Genomic DNA, 24,817 nt, shown 5'->3' on the forward strand with positions numbered 1-24,817 from the left:
TTTTATCCTTCCACCAGAAATAGCCTATTCCTGCAGAACCTAATCCGATGTTTCCGGCATATTGCAGTTTAAAGTAATCGGGCTTCAATGAAACAGACTTTTTCATAGAAGTCTTTTCTTTGCTTCCGTCGTTGCCCGAATAACCATCAAAACAATACGATATTAAAAAAACAACAAACAATATCCATATAATTCTATTCATAAGTATTCCATCAAAAACCAATTGGATTTATTGAAAATTTTTCACCTTCTATTTTAACAACAATATAATGTTCCTTGTATACACTTCCGGTAGCAACATAAATTACTCCGTCATGATAATAATCCTCCATCTCAAAATTATGTTCATGTCCGCAAAAAACCGCTTTTACCTTATTGTCAGTCATCATTTTTCTGAATATTTCTTCTTTTTCACCGGCTAACTGATCCGTCCATGGCGGGATATGGGTGAAAACAAAGACACTGGTATCGGTTCCGGCTGTAGAAACAACGCTTTTCAACCAGTCAAAATCGGGTTGATGATTGATGCTTTCCCAGACCACATCATCAAAAAAAATGAATTTATTTTTCCCGATATTCATTGTAAAGTTTTTATCTCCAAAATAATGACGAAAAATATCTGAACCATTGGATAAATAATCATGATTGCCTATACATACAAAAAAAGGTTTGTGAAGTTTATTAATTATTTTGTAGGTATTACGATATTCCCATAATAAACCGCTCTCGGTAAGATCGCCGGCATGAACGGTAAACATACTTCCGGTATCCCTGTTAATGTAATCAACCACTTCACTTAAATTGTCGTAATAATAATGACTATCAGCAATCACTGAAAATGAAAAGGTATCCGTATTTATGGTATTTTGCATAAGTTTAGTTGAGTTTTCCTCATTCGAATTTTTATCTTCTGCTTTTGATGAATAAGGGCTGTATTGGAAAGCGTCTTCGCAAGCGGTAAGGTTGAAAAGAAGAAAAAATGTTAACAGGAAGTTTAATGTATTCAGTTTTTTCATCTGTTTATAATTTGTTTTTTATTTGTCAGATAATTTATCCCGATTTCTCGGGGGAACTATTCAATTTAATTTTATAATTTATACAAATCATGGGTTGAAGCCTTCTCTGTGCAACTCTGTGCTTCCTCTGTGCAGCTCTGTGAAATAAAATGTTAAATTACACAGAGAACCACTGTCCCGATAACTATCGGGATCACGGAGAACCACGGAGTTTAACATTTGTATCTAAATCAAAGAAAGTTTCATGGCTCGTTTTATGATAGATTTAATCCAATTTCTGGGGAAAAGTATCAGTTAGCATTTTATCTGGCTTCTTTAATTTCCATCGTTTGTGCGACCATAGCCAAGTCATCCGGCTTTTTCAGGATAATATCTTCAAGCTTTTTCATGTATTTAGCTGTTATCTCACCGCGACAGGTATTTTCGGGATACATGCAAATTTCTTCCAGTTTTATGGTATAATAGCCACGTTTTATCCTTTGCACATCGGCATAAAATACAGGCAGATCGAAAAGTTTCGCATAACTTTCGATACCATGGAGGCATGCCGTATCCTGATTCAGAAATTTTACCCAATATGCCTTTTTCTCTTTACCCGGGCTTGGACTTTGATCGCTTACCAAAAAATAAGCTTTGGGAGGTTCCTCATCTAAGCGTTGCAGGAGTTTTGGTTTATAAACAGAGAATAATTCCATGTTCTGTTTCATCCTGTGTTGACGGAGATAATTATCAAAATATTCGTTGGAAAGAGGTTTGTAGAAAGTAACGGGACGATGCAGGAAAAATTTACTTGCCACCTGGGTTCCCCATTCCCAATTGGCATAATGGCTCATGGCAATAATTATATCCTTATTTTTCCTGTAATATCTATGGGTAATTTCAGGATTTAAACATTGATAACGGAAAAGTATTTTTTTTGTGTTGAATGAATAGCCTTTGATTGTTTCGAATGAAATATCACAAAGATTTCTGTAATACCGGTGAACAATCCGTTTTATTTCCAGATCATCTTTCTCAGGAAACGAGTTTTTTAAATTATCTGTAATCGTTTTTAGCCGGTAGCGTACTACATATTGCATAACTATCGAATAAAAATCGGATGACCGATAAAGTATTCGAAATGGAATGATGGAAATGAATAAGGTAAATCCTCTGAAAAATATGTATCCTATACGTTTCATAAAAATTGATTTAAGCTTTTATTAATTAAAATATCTACATGTAGAGCAGAAAAACAAATGACTCTCCATCTTTTTCATAAAATGCAATTTTATCATTACGTGAAATCCAGCCTAAAGCTAAGTAAAGTTCCTTAGTATTAATTTTAAGTTTCTTTTTAAGCTCGGCGATGGAACATTCTCCATTTGTATACAAATATTCACAGATATGTCCGGCTTTCCTTCCGATTTCATAGGTATTCATAATTCAAAATGTTAAAACTTTTTTTGGTTACCATTAGAATATTTTTCCCGAATACTTCAATACCTCCCCGTAACCTGCATATAGGCAACTAATTTGTTCTGATAATTGGTTCTAACATCGGTAAGCTGATCTTTTACTTTTTGCAGCAAAGCCTGGGCTTCCAGCAGGTCGGAAACATTCACCATCCCCGATTTATATGAATCGTTATTCAGCTTTAGATTTTCTTCAGCTTGAGCAACAGTTTCTTCGGCCACAGCAATTTCTTTGTCGGCTTCCTGCAAATCGTTCCATGCTTTTTGCATTTGTACAATAAGCAATTCGGATGTATTGTCTGCATTGTTTTTGGCTATTTTTTCTTTTATCTTGCGTTCTTTCAACGAATGGGAAGCTTCCCACCAGTCGGAAACGGGAATTTTGAGAGAGGCCATAACAAAGGCATTATTATTATCTTTTTCATCCATTCCCAAATACATAGCACCGGCTCCTACGGCTAATTCGGGCAAATATTCGCCTCTTTTCAGCTTGGTTTGAAAAGTTTCTGCCTCCATGCTTTTTTGCAAAAGCTGGTACTCAACCCTGTTTGTAAGGGCTTGATGATGATCAACAAATACATCCATTGGCTTTGAAGTATTTACGGCAGAATCAGTAAGCAATAATAATGAATCATACTTTATACCAATGTACTGGCAAAATGCCATCAAAGCAAGATGCCGGCCGTTATCAAGTTTCAACTTGTTCATTTTCACTTCACTCTGTTTCAGCTTAACCTTCAGCAAATCGTTATGCGTAATTAGTCCGTTTTGAAAGGCGTTATTCACTTCTTTGTAAAGCGTGTCGAGCAGTTTTTCATAACTGTTTATGGTATTCATTTTTTCGTTCAGCGAAACAATCAGCCAGTATTGTTCCTCGGTTTTAAGCAAAACCTCGTTTTTGTTCATCACTGATTTTTCGTTGCTTACTTCTATACCAAGGCTGGCAAGTTTGTTACCGTTGCTTATGCGACCTCCGGCATACAAAGGCTGCACGGCAGAAACTATTCCTGCATTTATCTTATCCATAGCAGAAATAGACATCCCGGGGAAATAGGCAAACTGGGTGGCCGTTGCTAGATTGGCCGGGTTGCCATCGTAAACAGGTAGATTCCCGCCCGGAACACTCATCTTAACCAAAGGATCGGTAAACCGAAACGACATTGCCTGTGCATTCAGACTTGGAAAATATTTGGTAAAAGCCGCATCTTTAACCTGTTTCGAAGCTTCAATTTCCAGGTTACTGTTTCTGATCAGCGCATTATTCTGCAAAGCAAGTGTTTTACATTGTTCCAACGAGTACTTGTTTTGAGCAGAAACGTAACTATTAAATCCCAAAAGCAACACAATGGTAGTCAAAACGGAAATTGTTGTTATTTTTTTTGATGAGGCTTTTAATCTCTTTCTTTCTTTTCTTTTATCTACTCTTCTGAATATAAGCCAGTAGGCTACCGGTAAAATAAATACAATTAGAACCATAGAAGTTAAGGTTCCAAAACAAATAACGGTTCCCATGGGTTCCCAAAGCGCGCTTTTGCTTATGATCATGGGAATTACGCCCATAGATGCTGCAGCAGATGTCAGGAATATGGGACGCATTCTTCGTTTCCCGGCTTCCATGGCTGCTTCCAGTATCGTTTTTTTATACTTAAACCGTAATTCTTCGGCATAATCAATCATTATTATACCGTTACGTACCAGAATACCTATCAGACTGACAATTCCTAAAATGGCCGTAACTCCAAATTCAAGTCTTAAGACTAAAACGCCTACTACTGCCCCCAGTATACTCAAACTTGCCGACGTCATAACCAACAACGCCAGGTTTAATCGTTTAAAATGGAAAAGAAGGATTAAAAAGATAATAAATATACTCATCATCAGTCCGCCTAAAATTTGGGGTAAGTTTTCGGCATCCGCTTCATAAGCTCCTCCGTAACTCATGCTTGTACCCTTAGGTAATGGACATTTTTCTGTTATTTTTTTAACTTTTGAAAATGCAGTGTTTGTATTTATCCCGCGTTCTACATCTGCATATACACTGATAGTCGGTACACCATTCCGGCGAACGATCTGTCCCTGGGTCCAGTCAGGATTTACTTTTGCTATTTGGCGTAATGGTACCGATACACCGGGAATAAAGGAATGAATATATTCATTCTCAATTTCGTTATAATTTACATCTTCTTCCCGTTCCGCTTTCAGTTTCACCGTTAGGGGATAATCATTTTCCCATAAAGTAGTCATCGGCAAACCATCAAAACGCATAGCCAGGTTGGTAGCAACCGTTGTTTTGTTAATACCCAGACGATTGGCTTCCACGGGGTCAATATCCACCCGCATTCCGGGAAGCATCTCTTCAAAATTGGTTCTAACCCATACCAGACCATTTACTTTTCGCATTCTTTTCGTCAACGAATCGGCAGCTACTTTTAAATCAGCTATACTATCGCCAGACACTCTTACTTCAATGGGAGCCGTTACCGGTTGATAGTCCAATTGTTTAAACCGGATATGTGCATTGGGAAAAAGTTCGGCATATTTTTCCGAATATTCATCCAGCAATTCTACTGTGGCATTATTGGAAATGGTATTCACAATAAACTGGGCATAATTTTTTGCCGGCATATTCGGAGCATAAGCAGTGTGGAAACGTGGCGAACTGGTTCCTATAAAAGAAGTTATGGATTTTACCCGGTCGTCTTTTCTTAGAATTTTTTCCAGACTGTCGGCAACCATTGCCGTTTGATTTAACGAATTACCCTGTGGTAAATAAATCTCTACGGCAAACTGGTTCCGCTCCGCAATAGGCATCAACCGTTGGGGGATCAACAGAAACAGGACAACACCCATAATTACAGACAAAGCTCCAGCAATTATTGTAATGCGGGGATGCCTGAAAGCCTTTTCCAGCCATTTTTCATAGGTTGTCTGAACGATATCCAAAAAGCTTCGCCTGTTATTTTTTCTTAAACGTTTTGATTGTTTAAATCCTTTTTTAATAAAGACGTATTGTATAAAGGGTATTAGAAACATAGCAACCAAAAGGGAAATGCCTAAGGTAATGGTAACAGTCCACGGAAATAATTGCACAAAATCATTAAATAGTCCTTTAAGAGTTGCTAAAAAGGGGAAAAAAGTGATACTGATGGCAAGTGTTGCCGAAAATATCGCTTTAAAAAATCCTTTGGCGCTGCTAATGGCTGCATTCCATCGCGATATTCCATGGTCGAGTTTTTCCATGTAACTATCCACTATTACAATGGAATTGTCCACTATCATTCCGAGTACTACGATAAGAGCCGCCAGTGTAACGGTATTAAGTTCTATACCCGTCAGATACATTATTCCTAAAGAGATAAAAATAGTTATAGGGATGGTAGAGGCTGCCACAGAAGCAACCCTGAAAGGCAACAAAGCCATAGTTACCAATATTACTGCAATTATTGCATAAAGAAGTTCCCTGAGAAAGGTAGTTATAGAATCGCTCACCACTTTTGGCTGATCGGCAATTCGTTCGATGCTGACACCTTGCGGAAGTTCTTTCTGAAACTCTTTTAGTACTTTATCCACATCTTTGCCATATTTTACAATGTTGTTACCCTGTTGCATTTCCATCGAAATCAGCAGGCACTTTTTGCCATTATTATTGATATAACTATCCGACTTGGGATATTCCCTTACCACGCGTGCTACATCTTTCAGCCGGATTATGTTTCCGGTGGGATCGGAATAAATGATTTGTTCGGCAATGTCTTTTTCATTGGAATATGATTTGGAAACATGAATCGGTGCAATAAGCTGACTGTTATCAATGGACCCACTGGTGGTAGTAAAACCCTGAGTAAACAAATTAGCCAACAGGGTAGAAGAGCTGATCCCATAGTTTGTCAGTTTTTCTTTTTCCAGGTAAATGCTGATTTGCTCTTTTTGCAATCCATAATGCCGAAGATTAGATACCGACTGTATTCTTCGTAATCTGTCCTCCAATTTATTCAAATAAGTTTCTAGTTCACGGTAACTTTTGTTATCTGATTCCAGTGTGATCAGTAATGCCGAAGTATCCCCAAAATCATTGTCAGCAATAAGAGCTAATACACCGGAAGGCAATTGAGCTTTGAAATTACTCAATCCATGCTTAAGTTTCGACCAAAATTCATCTGCGTTATTTATATTATCATTCAGCTCTACGTAAATGATCATCATCCCGTCTTTAGAGTGGGAGTATGTTTTTTCTTTCTTTATCTCTTTGAAACTAAATAGATACCTTTCAACGGCAGTGGTAAGTTGTTCCTCCACTTCTGCCGAAGTAGCTCCGGGATAAACTCCAATAACCAATCCCTGGCGAATTGTAAATTTTGGAAATTCCTGTTTGGGCATAGTAAACAAAGCATAACCGCCAAACAATACCAACAAAGAAGCGATTAAAAATACTATCTGCCAATATTTCATGGCAGATTCTACAATTCCTGATCTTTTTCTCATTTTACTTTACGATTTGGATGGTGGTATTTTCATTTACTTTTTGATAGCCTTCAATAATCAATTGATCTCCTGCTTGCAATCCTGAAGTTATGATTATTCCGTTTTGGTATGGCGAACCCACTTCCACATACTTTTTCATCACCTTGCTGGTGTTGGCATCGGCAATGAACACGTATTTTTGACCATTTTTATCTATTTGAATGACATTGGAAGGCACAACCACCAGTCCAGTCGAGTTGTTGCTATGAATAATTACATTACAAACCATTCCCGGCTGAAGCAGCTTTTGCGGATTGTTCAAAATGATTTTAACATTATAAGTATGAGAAAGCGGGTTCGACATTACACCTTTTTCTTCTATTATCCCCTCAAAACTTTTGTTTCCCAGTGCAGCAACCTGAATGTAGGCTTTTTGCCCCTTTTTGATGGAAGCGATTTCATTTTCCGGAATAGGAACGGTAGCATATACTTTTTCAATTTTTACCAACTGAAAAACGGGATTACCGGGGATTACACTCATTCCAGGTTCAATTATGCGTTTACCAATGGTGCCATCCATTGGGGAATATAACTTACAATCACTCAGATTTTTTTTAGACATTGCCACTAACGAACGCGCCTGTTCAAGCCCTGTTTGAATTTCTATAAATTTTACTTCCGGTAAACTTCCATTTTTATACATGGATTCCAAGCGGTTAAAGGCGTCTGCTGCCTGCTTTTCCTTGGAAGCGGCTATTTGGTAAGCATTTTGATAATTCTCGCTATTTATAACAGCCAAAAGTTGTCCTTTTTTAATATTCTGTCCTTCCGAAACCAGTACTCGATCCACATTTCCGGCGATTAAAAAACTTAATGGTACGGATAATGATTCTTCCACCATGCCTATATACGGTTGTTCCGCACTTCCGGAAGACGTGGCTATTTGCTGTACTTTTACCTTAACTGGCTGGGTAAGATCTTTATCAGGTTTATTACCATGGTTGTTACAACTTACCATACATACTATGATCATAAAGTATGCTACAAGGGTTGGAATTTCTTTTCTTTTCATTTTTAAATTATTATTCATTTGTACTCATTTCGTTTTTTAGTTGGTTTTTATCAAAAAAAATTAATTCAATATTTGATTACATATTAAATTTGTCAAGCAAATATTGAAGTTTTTTATTAATATCATTTTGAATTTTTTGCAATCTTGTCTTTGCTGAACTATTGGTTTTGTTGAATGAACATTCTATTCTTCTGGTTATTAAATCATGATTTTTAAGAAGGGTAAGGGCAATCTCGTTTCCTTCGAGTATAAATTCTTTTGTTGCTTTCATCGGAGTTGTTTTCTCAAATTTTGTGGGATGGCTTAATCCGTCAAGCATAACATATTCAACTCTTTTACCATGTGCCTGATAATAAAGATTAATATATGTTTCAACGCCAAATCTGGTTACTCTAATCTCATTTAAAATTGGCAAAATATCTTTTTTTAGTAAAGCTCGTTGCCCTGTTAAAGGCTTAAAGGGGTTAATATGATAATTAATTAAGGTTTCGCCTGGTTGGCCAAGTACCATATCTGCTTCATTTTCAATTATTGGTTTCAATATTTTTTGAAAATGATCTTGTTTTAAGTTTGAAATATCCGCATCAATAAAAAGGATAATTTCGTTATGAGCATTTTCTACTCCAACTACCATTGCATAGCTTTTCCCTTTATTTTCGGGAAGCCGGATGTAGCTAAAATTATACTTTTCAGGGAGTTGCTTTAGTAATCCTTCTGAGTTGTCTGTTGAACCGTCATCCACAACAATGATTTCACTTTCGGCATTATTCAAACAACATGCTTTAACAACCTCGCAAATTGTTTTTTCTTCATTGTAAGAGCAAATGATAATACTTATTTTTCCCATAAATCATTAATTTATAAACAATTTTCTAATATCTTGGTGCGCTGTTTGAAATTCTTATAATGAGTTTATAAAACGATAATCGTATTAGAGTCTAAATTTTTATAAAAAAATTAAACTAAAAGTCCTTTAAGAAAGATATTGGTTAATAATTCTATTCTGTCTTCCCATCCAGGAAAATTTTTACGTATAACAAAATCAATTACTAATCCAGATAAGGCACTATTCATCGAAAAAGTCAGCAAGTCAATATCATTTTCTATTTCAGAAGTAAATTCGCCATTTACAATGCCCTGATGAAAGATAATTGATAACAATTCATTTTGCTTCTTTTCAAATTTTCGGCGCAAATCAATCACTATGTTTATGTTTTCGTTCATTTCACCAACTATAATTTTATAAATTACAGATACTGTATTTATTGATTTAAAGGTAGTCAGGCAATAAGTAAGCAATTTTTCCCGGGCAGAAGAAACATTATCAATGGCATTTTTAACCTTAGAAAATATTTCATCAGTTTCGTTTAAGACAACGGCTTCAAATATCTCATCTTTACTTTTATAGTAATAATATAAGGTGCTTTTGCCACGTCCCATTGCTTTGGCAATGTCTTCCATCGTGGTTTTATTGAGTCCATAGTACTGAAAGAGAGTCTTTGCTGCTTGTATGGCTTCCGATTTAACTTGTTCTTCTTTGGTCATCTTTTTTTGACTTTAATACTAAAAACGTTTTACGGTGCAAAAGTAGGATTTTTTTTAATACATAAAAAAATATCAGTAATAATTAAATGCTTGAATGCGTTAATATTGATGTAGCAAGGTGATTTTATTAATAATTAAAATGATTTTAGTACTTTTGTATTTGTTTGTTTAAAAGAAAGACTATGAAAATATTGTTTATATATTCGATTCTTATTTATTCCTTATTAATTATTACTCAGATAGCCTATTCGCAAATTGAAGTGTATCCTGTTGATAAAAAGATTGCTCCTAATGGCATTTGCTACTTCCTTCCTCAGAATCAGATAAAAATAGAGGTGAGCGTTATTAAAACCACCAAAACAGAAGGTCCGTTTGCCCAATATTCGGAAAAGTATCTTGGAATAGGGGATGTGATAAGAAGTAATTCCGTTGAATATGAAATTGCGTCTGTTAGAATGTCGAATTTATCTCAACCTGATCCGAATAAACTATATCAGATTGTTAATTTTGAAAAAAAGAAAAATAAAGATAAATCTCTGCTTTTAACAATTGGAGAAAATGGATGTTTGCAGGCTGTAAATTGGGAAAAGAAAGAGATCGAGAAGACTTTGAAAGTTAAAAATCAGGCAGATAATCAAACATATCGTAGTTTTTATAGCCCTAGCCTTATAGAAAAAATAGATACAATTATCCGAAAAATTACTTTGGATACTACAGTGATTGAAAAAAAATTATACAAAAAAACATTCTTTGATAAAAATATTGAACAAAAAGCCAAAGAAGCAGCGGATGGATTTTTAAAACTGGAAGAGAATCGTAATAACCTGATTACTGGGTATAATGAAGTGAATTACGAAAAGGCAAGTATTGAATACATGGATTGTCAGATGCAAATTTTATTGCGTGAATACCTTAATTTGTTTATTGGTGATATTCAGTATGAGACTTTTACGTTTATGTATTATATTGTTCCGGAAAGTTCTAATGCATTGTATCCGTTATTCCGTTTTTCAAACGATGAGGGAGTAATGAATATTTCAGATAAAATTGGAGAAGCAGTAGTTTTAAGTATTCTGCCTTCCGGGAAAATAATTGCAGATAATACCGATAAAAACCATGATAAAAATTCGCAAGGTTTTTATTACCAAATACCTGATAAAGTTACATGTAAAATTATCAAATCAGACAAAACGTTACTTGAAGCAGATTTTTTAATGGCACAATTTGGAGTTGTCATGCAATTACCATCAACTGGTTTAAAGTCGATTGAATTATTTCCCGAAACCGGAGCGATAAAATCGGTAGAAATACGATAAATACCGTGGTTAATTGAATAACTTATTAACGACGTAAGCCATGGCTGCCATTGCTACTCCTCCTAATTCCTGTTCTCTGGGATTGATTTTATCAAGAGCATCATTCCCGGCATGGTGGAAATCAAAATATTGTTGATAATTGGTTTTCAATGCAATCAGTAAAATATTGTATTCTTTCATGAAAATAATATCAACACTACTTCATCCTTTTTCAAAATAATATACTCCATAAATTTCTAATAGTGGTTTATATTTTGATATATTTTATTTAATGAATTTATAATAAAGTAGATTATTCAAAACGAACTAATTCAGGCCCATTATAATTAAATCCCATAATATTAAACACTTCCCCACTTGATAATGAAAATACTGTCGTATTGTTATGTGCCGGATTATCAGGATAAAAACACAATCGCAGTTGAAGGGTTTTAAAAACAAGGTTTTCATTTCTGATTTTTGCACCCAGTCCTATTCCAGAAAAGAAATCCTGTGTAAAAATTAATTTGTCTTTTGATCCGATCCATCCCATATCGGTAAAACCAAAAAAAGCAAAACGAAAATCCAGAATTTCAATAGGAGTAAATAAGACACTTTCCAGGCTAAGTGTAAATCGTTGAGTTCCTTCAATACCCTGATTTTTCATCCCTCTGATTCCTGATACATCTGAAAACCGCATTTCCTGGTAATCAATGTCAGATAAAGCAGTAGTATAATTACATGTCAAAAAATTACGGATTTTATATTTTGAATCGTTAATAATAAGTAAATGTGTGAAATACTTATAATTTGCTTTCACGATAGCATTAGTGTATTTTTCATTTTTTAGTTCTCCACCTGTTGAAACGTCGAAATAATAATATCCTTCTATATCGTGAAAGGATGCATATGCTATTTTTATTGCTCCATAATAGCGATTATATTTAGGTGTAAGATTTTTCCCAACAGTCAGTGCGAATAGACTACCATATGGAATATCTTCAGTCCTTCCATAATTATAAATCAGGTTGGATGTAACATAACTTTGATTAATAAATGCAATACCGCCCAATAAATATGTTTCATTTTTTAATTGATTTAATACAGGATTTTCAGGCTTGCTAATAAATGATTTTAAAATATATCTTCCTGAAATGACTATGTGCGGACGATTTTTGAAAATTACAGTGGAATGTATTTTTAAAGATCGCCCTGCCCAAATATCCAATGAATCATAAATAATAGGTTGTAAACTTCTAATGAACCCGTTGGGAGTAGTTTTAATATGCCAAACCGAATCTATATTATGCGACAGGTTGATGTTTCCTCCGTACAAGGTTGCAGCAGTCTTTAGCTCTTTTAATATATTTATTTCATAACTTTTTTTGGTGCTATTTTTACTGTATTTTAAATATGAGGAAAAAAAACTTCCAGCTATATTTTCTACTTTATAAAGTCCTTCTTCATAAATTAATGGTTGATTTTTTTTACTATCATAAAGGAAATTATGCTTAATATAATGTCCATATCCTAAAAGATTTACATCGTAAACATTAAATTTATTTTTATTAAGCCCAAAAAATTTTGCATCAAAAGCCCACGACCATACATCTTTGGTTACAATTAGTACATCCACAAAATTTGAATCAGCTAATGATGGTTGTAAATATATTTTTGCATCTTCAATAAATGGAAGCGAACGTAATATGCGTTCATTATCTGCTATTTGTAACGGGTTAATCGTATCGTTTGGCGAAAATAGCAGATTTTGTTTGATTACGTAATCTCTTGTTTTTATGGATAATCTGTTAGCAAATTTTGTAATTCCACTTTTGAAAAACTGCACTGTATCAGCAATAACTGGTCCAAAAATATCTAACTTTTGTAAATGTATCTTTCGTATTTTTTTCCCAGAATATAAAAGAAATGGCAAATCACTCTGATATGCTTGTAATGAATCAGAAGGCAATATAGAGGTGGGTGAAATAAACAATAAGTGATATATTTCTTTAGTGATTTTTGATTGATAGGCTTTTTCTTGGATAATTGAATAAAAATTTATTTTATTCGTATTGAAATTGTTTTCTTTTACCTGTTGGGAAAATAGAGTATTTCCACAAAAAAAAGTAATCAATAGGGTAAAAATAATCCTTACAGTATGTATAAGTTTTTTCATAAAAAAGTACTGTAAAAATACCAAATATTTATAAATAAAAAATCCCGGCATAAAGCCGGGATTTTTTATTTATGAGAAAATTACTAATATTTTTTTTCTTTGATTCTCGCTTTTTTACCCCTAAGGTCTCGCAAATAAAAAATACGCGCACGGCGCACTACGCCTCTTTTATTTATATCAATATGTTCGATAAAAGGAGAATAAACAGGGAAGATTCTTTCAACACCAATGTTACCAGAAATTTTACGAACGGTAAAAGTTTCGGTAATACCTGTACCTGAACGTTGTAAAACAACTCCTTGGAACAATTGGATACGTTCTTTGTTTCCTTCTTTAATTTTATAATGAACCGTTACTGTATCACCCGCTTTAAAGACCGAAAATTGTTTTTTTTCTACAAAATGGTCTTCCACCATTTTTATCATTTCTATACTTTTCATTTTATCAGCTATTTAGGTTTTTACCTCGAAAAACGGGTGCAAATATACAAAAATATTTAACAAACAAAACCGCTTGCATTGATTTTTAATTTAATTATCGAAAAAATAAGGAAACTCATTTATTTTTTATTTTTACCATCAGATATTCTATATTTATAATCATGGATTATTCATTTATTATCAATCAATTGGGTGAAGAAAATGTTATAGACACAGAGCCGATTACACCTCCTATATTTCAAACTAGTAATTTCCGTTTCTCTTCAGTTGCTGCGTTCAGGAAAGCTCTCGAAAATGAAAAAGAAGCACTTATATATTCAAGAGGTAACAACCCCAACCTAACTCTTCTTTCAAAAAAAATTGCAGCATTAGAACACGCAGAAGATTGTCTTGTTACAGCAAGTGGAATGTCGGCAATAACTACAGCTATTTTTAGCAATGTTAAGTCGGGTGACCATGTTGTGTGTCAGCAACATCCTTATTCTTGGGCTGAGAAAATGATGTTAGGCGGATTTTTAGAACGGTTTAATGTTGAAGTTTCCATGGTTGATGGTACCCAAAACAATTGTATTATAGATGCAATACGGCATAATACAAGGTTAATATATTTGGAAAGCCCGAATTCATGGACATATGAATTACAAGATATTGCGTTTATTACGAAAATAGCTAAACAAAAAGGGATAATTACGATTATTGATAACAGCTATGCTTCGCCTGTAAACCAGCAACCCTTACTCATGGGTATTGATATTGTGGTTCATTCTGCAACGAAATACATAGGCGGTCATAGTGATACAATTGGCGGGTTAATTTGTAGCTCAAGACCTATGATTGAAAAAATATTTAATAATGAATACCTTATGTTGGGAGGAATAGCATCTCCATTTAATGCATGGTTGATGTTAAGAGGATTAAGAACGTTGTCGCTCAGAATGGAAAAAATAGCCGATTCTGCCCTCAAAATTGCAGAATATTTAGAACAACATCCTAAAATTGAAAAAGTGTATTATCCGTTTTTAAAGTCTAATCCACAGTATGATATAGCTAAAAAACAAATGAAAAAAGGGAGTGGTTTGATTTCTGTTTTGATTAAAGACAAAAATATTAAGTCCTTGGAAAAATTTTGTAATAATTTGAAATATTTTAATTTAGCAGTATCATGGGGCGGCTTTGAATCTTTGGTTTTTCCAGCTTTAGTTTCTACAGAGAGGAGTAAAAAACCACATTTACCTCAAAATCTTATTCGTTTTTCCATTGGATTGGAAGAAACGGATGTATTAATAAATGATCTGGAAAATGCATTAAAATTAGTCTGATTCATTATTAATCAATAATTCAGGTCTTCTTTTTTGGGTACGTGCAATTGCCTGTTCCATTTTCCATGCGTAAATTTTTTTATCATCGCCTGAAAGTAATATTTCAGGAACTTTAAGTCCTTTGAATTCAGCAGGACGCGTATATACGGGGGGTGATAATAAATTATTTTGAAAAGAATCAGAGAGTGCAGAAGTTTCATCGTTCAACACTCCGGGTAAAATTCGTAAAATAGAATCAACCAGTACACAAGCTGCAAGTTCACCGCCTGACAACACATAATCCCCAATAGAAATTTCGCGGGTTATGATACTGTTTCTTATCCGTTCGTCAATGCCTTTGTAATGTCCACAGAGGATAATAATATTTTCTTTTAATGAAATTTCATTGCAAACCGCTTGGGTTAATATATCTCCATCAGGAGTAAGAAATATTATATCATCATAATTTCTTTCTTTTGTTAATGCTGAAATACAATTATATATAGGCTCAATTTGCATAACCATCCCAGCACCACCTCCGTATGGATAGTCATCAACGGTCTTGTGTTTATTTTTACTATAGTCTCTGATTTGATGAATAAATATTTCTGCCTTGTTTTTCTCTTGAGCCCTTTTAATAATGGAATGATCAAACGGACCTATAAACATTTCCGGAAATAAGGTTAAAATATCTAAACGCATCGGAATTTTTTTACAAAAGTAGGTAAAAGCCAGTATCTCCAAAGATGTTTTTTATTAATTTCGTAGCAAAATAAATATTTTATGTATACCAGATTTTTACTCTTATTAGGTTTTTCCATTTTGTCATATTGCTCATATACACAGTCTACTGATGAGTATATAGTTTATTTTAAAAATAAAGATCAAAATACTTATTCATTACAGCACCCCGAAAAATATTTGTCAGCGAGAGCTATAGAAAGAAGAGCAAGGTTTAACATTCAATATAATTTATTGGATTTACCTGTTAGTACGGCATACATTGAGGCTGTTCTTAATACCGGAGTATCATTGAAATATTGTAGCAAATGGGTGAATGCAGCAATAATTTACAATGTAAGTAACCAGCAATTGGACGCTTTAACTGCATTATCTTGTGTTAGTCGGGTTAGCTTGCTTAAAAAAAATACTAATTTGCGGAACATCAGCAAAAAAGAAGAGATTTTATTACAGACTCCCTCTGATATTATGCAATTGAAATCAACAAATGATTTTTATGATTATGGCTTTGCATACAATCAAATACAAATGTTGTCGGGCGAAAAAATACATAACCAGGGGTATAGGGGAGAAGATATGGTAATTACCGTACTTGATGCGGGTTTTATCGGAGTTGATACCATGCAAGTTTTTAAAAACTTATGGGATAATGGTCGCATACTTGGCAGCCGGGATTTTGTTACTAACGGTGGAAATGTTTTTGCTTCTACAGCATATAGTATGCATGGAATGGCGGTATTATCTACCATGGGTGGCTATTTACCGGGAAAAATTATAGGTACAGCTCCGGAAGCAGATTATTATCTTATCCGGACAGAAGATCCTACCCGTGAATGTTTAGCAGAAGAACTATATTGGATATGTGGTGCCGAACTTGCTGATAGTATTGGAACTGACGTAATTAATTCTTCATTGGGATATACTACTTTTGATAGTATTTATGAAAACCATTCCTATTCTGATATGGATGGTAATACAACATTAATTACAAGAGGAGCTGATATTGCTGCATCCAAGGGGATACTTGTTGTTAATAGTGCCGGAAATTCTGGTGATAATGCATGGTATTACATTGGTGCTCCGGCTGACGGAGATAGTGTTCTTACCATTGGCGCCGTCTATTCCGATAGTAGTTATGCCAGTTTTAGTTCAAAAGGTCCCACTTCTGATGGAAGAGTGAAACCAGAGGTTGTTGCAATGGGAGGAAATGCCGCCGTAGCAAATCTATATGGTGGAATAAGTTTTAGCTCAGGTACCTCATTTTCCAGTCCGATAATTGCAGGTTTATCTGCTTGTTTGTGGCAGGCTCATAAAAATTATTCAAATATGCAAATTATTAAAGCTATTATTCAAAGTGCATCTCAAGTCAACAATTTTGATTATAATATAGGATATGGGATTCCAAATTTTGATACTGCAAATCGGATAATTGGCATTAATGAATACCAGAATATTGCCGATGACAATTTTATTGTTTTTCCTAACCCATTTGAAGATAGTTTTACTATAAGAAGTGGTAACCTATCATTTGTTAAAACTATATCTGTTGAAATATCAAATATATATGGCAAATTAGTTTTTCAGAAAGAATATAAAGATGTCTTAGAAACACCAATCAAAATACAATCATTAAAAAGTGGTATATACGTATTAACTATTATTTCTGAAGGTAAAAAACATCCTTATAAAATAATAAAAGTGAACTAAAAGTTGTTTTCTTTTTGACTTTAAACCATTTAATCGGTTGCAAAATTTCTTTATTACAACAATGCAAAAGTAAATGGGACACAAGGGTCTCCCGATAGAGGGATTCTGTCCAATGGATCAAATAAAATCCTCTGTTTGATTAAATAAACATAAAGTAAATTGTAAAATAATCTGGATTTTGCGACATAGTATCTGTCAGGATTAAATTTATTGATTAGGAAAAATCTTATTCTTCGGCGATGGGATTTTTTTATCTTGATATAAAGGTTATTAAATTCTGTTAATATTAATAACCGGAAAATTTTATAAAGATTATTCAGGAGAATGAATCATCAAAATATATTCTATCAATATAAAATTATAAATCACTTAATATTAGAATAATATCAAATTTTTTACTTATAAAATATGCTTTATCGGTTTTAAGTTGTCATTATTTCTCTCAAATAACGACGAATTATTTTCAATTCGCCATTATTTCTCCCAAATAGTGATGAATTTTTTTTAAGTTGCCATTATTTTTCTCAAATAACGACGAATTTTTTTTAATTCGCCATTATTTCTCCCAAATAATGATGAATTATTTTCAACTTACCATTATTTCCCTCAAATAATGATAAATTATTTCCCACTTGCCATTATTCCCCCCAAATAATGATAAGTTATTAATGATGTATTATTTTTCAGATATAAATAATGCCCTATTTTTTGAAAAATACTTAAGTAATAGAAGTCAAATATTATTGTATAATCGGATTTGAACGATTCAAGAATAGAATATGCTATTTGTCTTATTACTTAAATAAAAAAACTCTGTGGTTCTCTGTGAATTCTCCATGGTTCTCTGTGTAATTAAACATATTATAACACTGAGCTACACAGAGGGAGCACAGAGTGGCACAAAGAAATTTTCAACCCTTGATTTGCATGATTACAGAATAGAAACCAAATACTATTGTATAATCGGATTTGAACGATTCAAGAATAGAATACGAATTTTGATGTGTCTATATTCTCATCAGCACTTACCTGTTTTTTCCCGTGAAATCAGTATCCTATTCTTTTTTTGATATGCGACATTTTATTTGTACAATCTACTTATCATACTAAAAATCATTACTACACTTTTTGACAAAAATCAAATTCCAAAATGTGATTCTGATTTATTTTTAGTGGTTGAACACAGCATAAATTTTAACAATTTTTAACATTTTATCTTTGTATTTTTTATTAAAGCTAAAAATAAAAATAATTATCTTTACAATATTAAATTATTTTTTAAAAAATTACAATGTTAAACCCATAAAAAAGGAGGTAATTATGCCTTACATTCTCAGACCAAACAATGATACCGATCGCAACAGTGTGATTAATCGTATGTTTGAATTAATCTTCACTTCCCAGGGAGAAATAAGAGAAGATGCTACAAAAATCTTCTTAAATGACACTATTGAACATTTAAAAAATTTTATGCCGGTATATTCAACGGCATATAAAAACCGGAATCTTGCTTTTTCGGACCGAAGCAGTGCCACCAAGCAAAAAAATGTACCCAAAGATTTAGCAAAAAAGATTATTTTACATTTTTTCCATACATTTAATTATGGAATTGAGCGAGGCACTTTTAATATTTCGGAAAGGAGATTGTATGGATTGGATATCGAAAGTATGGATATTCCGTCACTGATCACAGAAAGCGATATCCTGGAATGGGGAGATAAAATTGTTGGCGGAGAAGCTACCCGTATAGCACAGGGAGGCAAACCGATGGCTATGCCTTCGGCTGAAGAAGTAAGAATTGCATTGGAAAATTATAAAGTTGCCCAGAAACAAAAATCGGAAAAACAAATCGGTTTGACTAAGGAGCAGGAAGAAATACAGAAACTCCGCGACGAAGCCGATGACCTGATTAAAGATTTATGGGATGAAGTGGAATTTTATTTCCGCAAGAGTGAACCCGCAGCACGCCGTGTACAATGCAGCCAATGGGGAGTAATCTATAAAAACAGGTATGGAGATAATGGAGATAATACTACCGAAACCAATCCTACGGTAACTCCCTGAAATAATTGCCGGTTATTAATTATTTAAGCCGATAACAGACAAAATGTAAGCTTATAAAATAAAAAAGTGAAATGGGTAATAAACCCCGTCAGGGTTTTTAAACCCTGACGGGGTTTATTTTTTAAATTTACTAATCATTGATAAAAAAGTTCTTGGATAATTTGGATATTTAAAATCCTTAAACAAATAAATAACTATATACAAAATAACTGCCATATGGGGGTTATATAATTGTTGGCTGCAAGCATAAACAAAGACAAAAAAGATTTTTATGTTATTTGATAGAGACTATAATATTTTGACCGAAGATGAAATAATCAAGTTGAAAGAAGCTGAAGATTATAAAAGAAATAATTTGGGTAAGCTCGGAGAAATTAGTCCAGAGGTAATGAATAAATATCATGAGTTAAAACCACCTGCTGCTTATCACTATGAATCATTATTTCCAAACAACCATTTATCAATTGACAGTTTAAAAGACAAAACAGGGTTAAAAAAAATTGAAAAAGAATTTATAAATTTTTTAGAATCAGGTATTTCAGAACGAAACATACTCAACTTCATTAATGACAACAAGTATTATAATTTAATTGCATCACTTTTTCATGCAGGATATACATTTGGACATCACGATGCTTATCTTTTTAAAGAATTTGAATTTCCAGTAACGTACAAAGCGGACTATTTATTGATTGGAAAAAATTCACATGGATATCATTTCATATTTGTTGAATTAGAAAATCCGACTGGTACAATAACCACAAAAGACGGTGCTTTCGGACAGACAATTAGAAAAGGAATTAGACAAGTCAAAGATTGGGATAAATGGATTGAAGGAAATTTTCACAGTCTAAATTTGATGTTTGACAAATTTAAAAGTGCAAGAATTGAGTTGCCAAAGGAGTTTAGAATATTAAATAAAACAAGAATTAGTTATGTAGTTATCGCAGGAAGACGAGCTGATTTCAATGAAGAAACTTACGATGAAAAAAGAAAACTATTAAGAAATGAAAATATTCAAGTTCTTCATTATGACAATTTAATAGATTCGTTTAATGTATTCCAGACAACAAATAATTACTAAAATGCCAGCAGCTAACAAATTGTATATGGCAGGCGGGGGTTTTAGCGGTCTGACAAGTCAGACCTTTTGCTCACTCTCCTGCGGGTCTGACAGAATTTCTTTTCGAAATCCCGCCCGACCACATACAAGTGACCGTTGGGCGACATGATAAAAAACATATTCGCTATTAATGAATAAAAATAATCAATATACATTTTTAATTGATTGGGATGGAACAATCTTTATCGGAGAAAGGCCTGTATTGGGCGCTTTTGATTTATATTCTTTTATGAAAGCACTTAATGCAAGGATAATTTATTTGACCAATAATAGTTCTAAAAATTCTAAAGAATATAAGGTTATTTTAAAAAAACATAATTTATGGAATAATAATTGCCAAATAGTTACCTCTGGAAAAGTTGCTGCTTGGTACATAAGTCAAGTTTTAAAAATAAATGAAATATTTATAATAGGAACTGATTCTTTAATTAAAGAACTAAAAAGTTTTGGTGTAGTAAGTTCACTCGATTCTGCTAAACTTGTGCTAATAGGATTTGATAAAACATTAACTTATGATAAAATTCAAAAGGGACATGAATTAATTTGTAAGGGATTACCATTTTATGCAACTCATGATGATAAAGTATGTCCATGTGATAATTTTTCTTATGTTGATTGTGGTTCAATAATTGAGATTTTTAAAAAATCAACAGATATTGAACCTGTAATTATTGGGAAACCATATATAATTACTAAAAAATATTTGCTTGAAACTTGTAATCTTAATCTTGGCACAACATATCTGATTGGGGATAAACATGAGACAGATGGTAAACTCGCCAATGATTTAGGTATTAAATTTTATCAAATTAATTCCAAAGACAATTTATCATATAAACATGTACAAAATGAAATAATTAGACTGAACAACCATGGATGAAAAAGTAAAAATCGAATATCAAGAATTAGGTCAATTATTTAGACAATATACTACTTTCTTGATTAGCATTATGCAGCATTTTATTGCTGGTAATGGATTATTTTTTATAGGCTTAACATTTATTACAAAAGACGGCTTTAAGCCTTCTTTTACGTTGTTATTAATAGTTTTATTAGGCTTTTTAGGTTCTTTAGGAACACTTATAGTTCAAATTAGGACATTCAATTATTGGAGATCCTTATTAGATAGGGGGGCTTCACTTGAAACTACATTCTCTGGAGAGCTTTATAAAGTTTTTCAAAATACAAGTAAAAAAATAAAAATTAGAAGTGCACATTTTGCGATTTTTGTTTATTCAGTTTTTGCGATTTTTTGGTTTTTGGTTTTATTGAAAGCATACGGGATGACAGCAATTTCGATAACACTATAAAAATCATGTCGCCCGACTGAGCGGAAAATGTTTTTTTACTTAAATCAATATCTTTTTACTATCACTTAAAAAAATCATAACACATGAAAGACATTAAATGGACACAGGGATTTTTTGGATTTCTCGGCTTTCTCGGTACGCCTGCAATTACAAAAGGCGACTGGAAGGAAGCATTATGGTTTTTATTCTTTATCTGGTTTATTTATTTCATTCCAAAGAAAGAAAAGAAATAATAAATACTACAAACTAAGCTTTTACAACAAAATATCGGTATTTAGCCCCAATATGATTGGATTTGTAATTCCGCAAAGAAAACACAGGATAATCCGGATATAATTTATTGGCTATTCTCTCTTTCTATTTATATTTGTGCATAAAAACTAAATAAAACGCTATTACGTTGTGTACAAGTGTAAAAAACATAGAAACAATCTTTAATTTATAGTTTATGTCCCATATAATTAAAACCATTGTAAAAAAGGAAAATGCTGTTAAAAAGCAATTTCTGGGAGTAGATTTTGAAATTTTAGCCATTGGCAAAAAATCTATGGTAACAAAGATGTTATTTAAAGAATCCGATTTTGCACCATTTCATAAACACCCAAACGAACAAAATGGATATGTAATTTCAGGTCAATATAAATTAATCTTTGACAATAAAGAATATATAATTACTGGCGGAGATTCGTATTCTATACCTGCTGATATGGAACATTCTATGGAAATAATCGAACCAGGTGAAATTATTGATGTATTTACACCGGTAAGGCAGGACTATTTGTAAAAGTTATGAAAATCACAACTCTCAACAATAATATTCTCTTTATTGACTATTCAGGAGTAATCACCCATAAACAAGGTATTCTGAATATGGAAATAATCGAGAAAAGTATAAGAGAACTTGCATTAAGTAAAAAGACAGTCGCATTAGTCTTTGATATAAGAAATACCATTTGGGAAAATCAGGAAACTCACAATACATTATCAGCGGTCTCACGTAAAAAATTTAATGCTTCCAATTTCGGTTTTACCATTTACACAGCCATCGTGAATAATCGCTATGAGCATTTGGCTTTTGAAAATGAACACTGGTTTTATGATAAAATAAGTGCTATAAAATGGCTTCAAATTAAAATACAAGATATAAAATCAAATACAACACTGTGATGAATATAGAGCTGATTAAAAAACTTTCAAACAGACCCCAATTGTATGAGAAAGGCACATCTGCAATGTGGACAGACCCATACATATCGAAACAATTATTGGAATTGCATATAAACCCAGTTCATGATGTAGCAAGCAGAAGTAAAGTTAAGATTAAAAATATTTCAAATTGGATTTCAGAAAGGTCAAATAAGCCGAATATGAAAATTCTTGATTTAGGTTGTGGACCGGGACTTTATGCAGAATTACTCGCAAAAAAAGGACATTCAGTAACAGGAGTTGATTTTTCTGAAAATTCAATTCAATATGCAATCAAACAAGCAAAAGAAAAACATTTAGATATTGAATACTTAAACAAAAACTACCTGGATTTAGACTTTAATAACCAATTTGATTTAATAATAATGATTTATCTCGATTTTTGTGCCTTATTACCAAAGGAGAGAGATAAAGTATTGGAAAATATTTATAGAGCGTTGAAGAAAGATGGCTTGTTTATTTGTGATGTTGTAAACGAAAGAAACATTGACAAGAAAACAATCTCACAGTCATGGGAAGTACAAGATAGTGGATTTTGGAAGAATACACCTTATATTACTTTAACAAATGGTTATCATTATCCGGAAGCAAAAGTGCTTGCGAATCATCACATAGTAATTGGAAAGAATGATGCAATTGATACATACATTTTTTGGAGCCATTATTACGAAAAAGATAATTTGGTTCCTATCTTAAAATCAAAAGGTTTTACAGATATAGAAAACTATGAAAATATATTACCGGATAGTGATGATTGTTGGAATGGAGGAAATGTGACATTTTATGTATCAAAAAAATAATAATGCCAGCCGCTAATAAATAGGACTTTTTTGATAAAATCGGAGCACAGGCTATTTGGTACGCAGTATCCGGTTAAACAGAATTTATAATTCCGTTCGGTACTTTAGAAAATTTGTAGTTTTTTGCTTTCATTTTTCTTAGTTTGCAACTCCGCTCAGCCGAGGATTTAGCTCTTGATTCATAAATGTAACAACATACAATGCTGAATAGCCAATGGAATAAAAATTTTTTTAAAGATAGTTTATGGTAAATTTTGTTTTTAATGTTTCGTTGAAATATGTATTGCAAGAATGAACGATTACAATTTTTATAAAAAGGGAGAAAAGCATACATTAAAATCAATATTTTTGTGCAAAATATGGAATAACCTAATTTACAGGAACAGAGCTTTGTTTTAACTCAATTATTGCTATTTATTCCCTTCACTCAAAAAAGCATGATAGAAACCGAACGGCTTATTTTAGTGCCATTAACTTACGAACAACTTATTAAATATTGTAAAGCAGACAACTCCTTAGAAAAAGAAATGCATTTGAATGAAACATTCCGGATTATTCCGCCGGAGCTGAAGGAAGCGCTTGAACAAACCATTTTGCCTGATGTGGCAGATAAAAACAAGAATTATTTGTATTCTACCCTTTGGATTATTATTCTGAAATTAGAAAATAAGATGGCTGGCGATTTGTGCTTTAAAGGAGAGCCAAATGCTGAGGGTGAAGTTGAAATCGGTTACGGAACATATGAAGCGTTCAGAAAAAGAGGTATCATGACGGAAGCTGTGGAAGGGATGATCCGTTGGGCAGGGAAACAGCCCAATGTTAAAGCGATTATAGCTTCTACAGAAAAGGATAATATTGCATCTTCTTTAATTCTTGAGAAAAATAATTTTATAAAAACAGGAGAAACCGGAACCCTGTTTAACTGGCGATTCGAATTATAAAATACAAGTGTTTTTAGCTAATGGCTATTGGATGAATTATTGCGATAGCCTGTCTTGTCGAAGTACCAGTCGAAATATAAAGTTCCTGATGATCCGACTCAGTCGGCGAAATGCAGATACCTTTATTCATAAACAAGCATTTTTTTACACCACTTTTAAGGTGCGACT

The 24,817-nt window shown here is 33.1% G+C and carries 24 protein-coding genes and 1 pseudogene; 12 read left to right on the forward strand and 13 right to left on the reverse strand.

Translation table 11 applies throughout. The features are described from left to right. The 9 genes and pseudogenes from M0R21_04550 to M0R21_04590 all read right to left on the reverse strand — a co-directional run. Positions 1-202, reverse strand: a 202-nt coding sequence (locus M0R21_04550; protein ID MCK9617085.1) for a hypothetical protein, incomplete at its 3' end; no start/stop codon positions are given. A gap of 10 nt (positions 203-212) precedes the next feature. Then, positions 213-1,016 carry a metallophosphoesterase gene (locus M0R21_04555; GenBank protein MCK9617086.1) on the reverse strand — a complete coding sequence of 268 codons (804 nt, stop codon included), beginning with the start codon at positions 1,014-1,016 and terminating at the stop codon, positions 213-215. Positions 1,017-1,318: 302 nt separating this feature from the next. Continuing rightward, positions 1,319-2,197, reverse strand: a complete 879-nt coding sequence (locus M0R21_04560; GenBank protein ID MCK9617087.1) for a lysophospholipid acyltransferase family protein — start codon at positions 2,195-2,197, stop codon at positions 1,319-1,321. 34 nt (positions 2,198-2,231) lie between these two features. Further along, positions 2,232-2,438, reverse strand: a complete 207-nt coding sequence (locus M0R21_04565) for a winged helix-turn-helix domain-containing protein (protein MCK9617088.1) — start codon at positions 2,436-2,438, stop codon at positions 2,232-2,234. A 56-nt stretch (positions 2,439-2,494) separates the two neighbouring features. Next, positions 2,495-3,814 carry a TolC family protein gene (locus M0R21_04570; GenBank protein ID MCK9617089.1) on the reverse strand — a complete coding sequence of 440 codons (1,320 nt, stop codon included), beginning with the start codon at positions 3,812-3,814 and terminating at the stop codon, positions 2,495-2,497. Positions 3,815-3,898: 84 nt separating this feature from the next. Further along, positions 3,899-6,952, reverse strand: a pseudogene (locus M0R21_04575) (efflux RND transporter permease subunit). Position 6,953: 1 nt separating this feature from the next. Then, positions 6,954-8,003 (reverse strand): efflux RND transporter periplasmic adaptor subunit, encoded by a 1,050-nt coding sequence (locus M0R21_04580; GenBank protein ID MCK9617090.1) that lies wholly within the window; start codon positions 8,001-8,003, stop codon positions 6,954-6,956. 76 nt (positions 8,004-8,079) lie between these two features. Further along, positions 8,080-8,850, reverse strand: a complete 771-nt coding sequence (locus tag M0R21_04585; protein ID MCK9617091.1) for a glycosyltransferase — start codon at positions 8,848-8,850, stop codon at positions 8,080-8,082. Between the two features lie 110 nt (positions 8,851-8,960). Then, positions 8,961-9,548 carry a TetR/AcrR family transcriptional regulator gene (locus M0R21_04590; GenBank protein MCK9617092.1) on the reverse strand — a complete coding sequence of 196 codons (588 nt, stop codon included), beginning with the start codon at positions 9,546-9,548 and terminating at the stop codon, positions 8,961-8,963. A 260-nt stretch (positions 9,549-9,808) separates the two neighbouring features. On the opposite strand from M0R21_04590, the gene M0R21_04595 reads away from it, so the two are divergent. Continuing rightward, positions 9,809-10,864 (forward strand): DUF4831 family protein, encoded by a 1,056-nt coding sequence (locus M0R21_04595; protein MCK9617093.1) that lies wholly within the window; start codon positions 9,809-9,811, stop codon positions 10,862-10,864. Positions 10,865-10,873: 9 nt separating this feature from the next. On the opposite strand, the gene M0R21_04600 is transcribed toward M0R21_04595, so the two are convergent. From M0R21_04600 to rplS, 3 genes are all read right to left on the reverse strand, one after another. Then, entirely contained in the window at positions 10,874-11,044 is a 171-nt protein-coding gene (locus M0R21_04600) for a hypothetical protein (protein MCK9617094.1), read from the reverse strand. 112 nt (positions 11,045-11,156) lie between these two features. After that, positions 11,157-13,019: a hypothetical protein gene (locus tag M0R21_04605; GenBank protein ID MCK9617095.1), complete on the reverse strand. Its 1,863-nt coding sequence runs from the start codon at positions 13,017-13,019 to the stop codon at positions 11,157-11,159. Positions 13,020-13,102: 83 nt separating this feature from the next. Beyond that, positions 13,103-13,444 carry a 50S ribosomal protein L19 gene (rplS, locus tag M0R21_04610; protein MCK9617096.1) on the reverse strand — a complete coding sequence of 114 codons (342 nt, stop codon included), beginning with the start codon at positions 13,442-13,444 and terminating at the stop codon, positions 13,103-13,105. A 176-nt stretch (positions 13,445-13,620) separates the two neighbouring features. On the opposite strand from rplS, the gene M0R21_04615 reads away from it, so the two are divergent. Next, a complete protein-coding gene (locus M0R21_04615; GenBank protein MCK9617097.1) occupies positions 13,621-14,778 on the forward strand; it encodes a PLP-dependent aspartate aminotransferase family protein in 1,158 nt (385 codons plus the stop codon). Here the strand turns inward: M0R21_04615 and trmD are convergent. Beyond that, complete coding sequence (gene trmD, locus M0R21_04620) at positions 14,770-15,459, reverse strand: tRNA (guanosine(37)-N1)-methyltransferase TrmD (GenBank protein ID MCK9617098.1); 690 nt, start codon at positions 15,457-15,459, stop codon at positions 14,770-14,772. The genes M0R21_04615 and trmD overlap by 9 nt on opposite strands. 81 nt (positions 15,460-15,540) lie before the next feature. On the opposite strand from trmD, the gene M0R21_04625 reads away from it, so the two are divergent. From M0R21_04625 to M0R21_04670, 10 genes are all read left to right on the forward strand, one after another. Further along, on the forward strand, positions 15,541-17,205 hold the full coding sequence (locus tag M0R21_04625; GenBank protein MCK9617099.1) for a S8 family peptidase: 1,665 nt from the start codon (positions 15,541-15,543) through the stop codon (positions 17,203-17,205). Positions 17,206-18,525: 1,320 nt separating this feature from the next. After that, positions 18,526-19,269: a hypothetical protein gene (locus M0R21_04630; protein ID MCK9617100.1), complete on the forward strand. Its 744-nt coding sequence runs from the start codon at positions 18,526-18,528 to the stop codon at positions 19,267-19,269. A gap of 271 nt (positions 19,270-19,540) precedes the next feature. Then, positions 19,541-20,353, forward strand: a complete 813-nt coding sequence (locus tag M0R21_04635; protein MCK9617101.1) for a DUF4263 domain-containing protein — start codon at positions 19,541-19,543, stop codon at positions 20,351-20,353. 169 nt (positions 20,354-20,522) lie between these two features. Next, positions 20,523-21,272 carry an HAD hydrolase-like protein gene (locus M0R21_04640; GenBank protein MCK9617102.1) on the forward strand — a complete coding sequence of 250 codons (750 nt, stop codon included), beginning with the start codon at positions 20,523-20,525 and terminating at the stop codon, positions 21,270-21,272. Next, the gene (locus M0R21_04645; protein MCK9617103.1) at positions 21,265-21,702 is read left to right on the forward strand and encodes a hypothetical protein; all 438 of its coding nucleotides are present in this window, start codon (positions 21,265-21,267) and stop codon (positions 21,700-21,702) included. Before M0R21_04640 ends, M0R21_04645 begins: the two co-directional genes overlap by 8 nt. Before the next feature lie 83 nt (positions 21,703-21,785). Beyond that, on the forward strand, positions 21,786-21,935 hold the full coding sequence (locus M0R21_04650) for a DUF3796 domain-containing protein (protein ID MCK9617104.1): 150 nt from the start codon (positions 21,786-21,788) through the stop codon (positions 21,933-21,935). A 215-nt stretch (positions 21,936-22,150) separates the two neighbouring features. Then, complete coding sequence (locus M0R21_04655; protein ID MCK9617105.1) at positions 22,151-22,486, forward strand: cupin domain-containing protein; 336 nt, start codon at positions 22,151-22,153, stop codon at positions 22,484-22,486. Positions 22,487-22,491: 5 nt separating this feature from the next. Continuing rightward, on the forward strand, positions 22,492-22,869 hold the full coding sequence (locus M0R21_04660) for a hypothetical protein (GenBank protein MCK9617106.1): 378 nt from the start codon (positions 22,492-22,494) through the stop codon (positions 22,867-22,869). Beyond that, entirely contained in the window at positions 22,869-23,708 is an 840-nt protein-coding gene (locus M0R21_04665) for a class I SAM-dependent methyltransferase (protein ID MCK9617107.1), read from the forward strand. Before M0R21_04660 ends, M0R21_04665 begins: the two co-directional genes overlap by 1 nt. A 437-nt stretch (positions 23,709-24,145) precedes the next feature. Continuing rightward, positions 24,146-24,649, forward strand: coding sequence for a GNAT family N-acetyltransferase (locus tag M0R21_04670; GenBank protein ID MCK9617108.1), 504 nt, complete (start codon positions 24,146-24,148; stop codon positions 24,647-24,649). Positions 24,650-24,817: the final 168 nt, after the last annotated feature.

The organism is Lentimicrobiaceae bacterium (genome assembly GCA_023227965.1).
In the GTDB taxonomy this organism is placed as follows: domain Bacteria; phylum Bacteroidota; class Bacteroidia; order Bacteroidales; family JALOCA01; genus JALOCA01.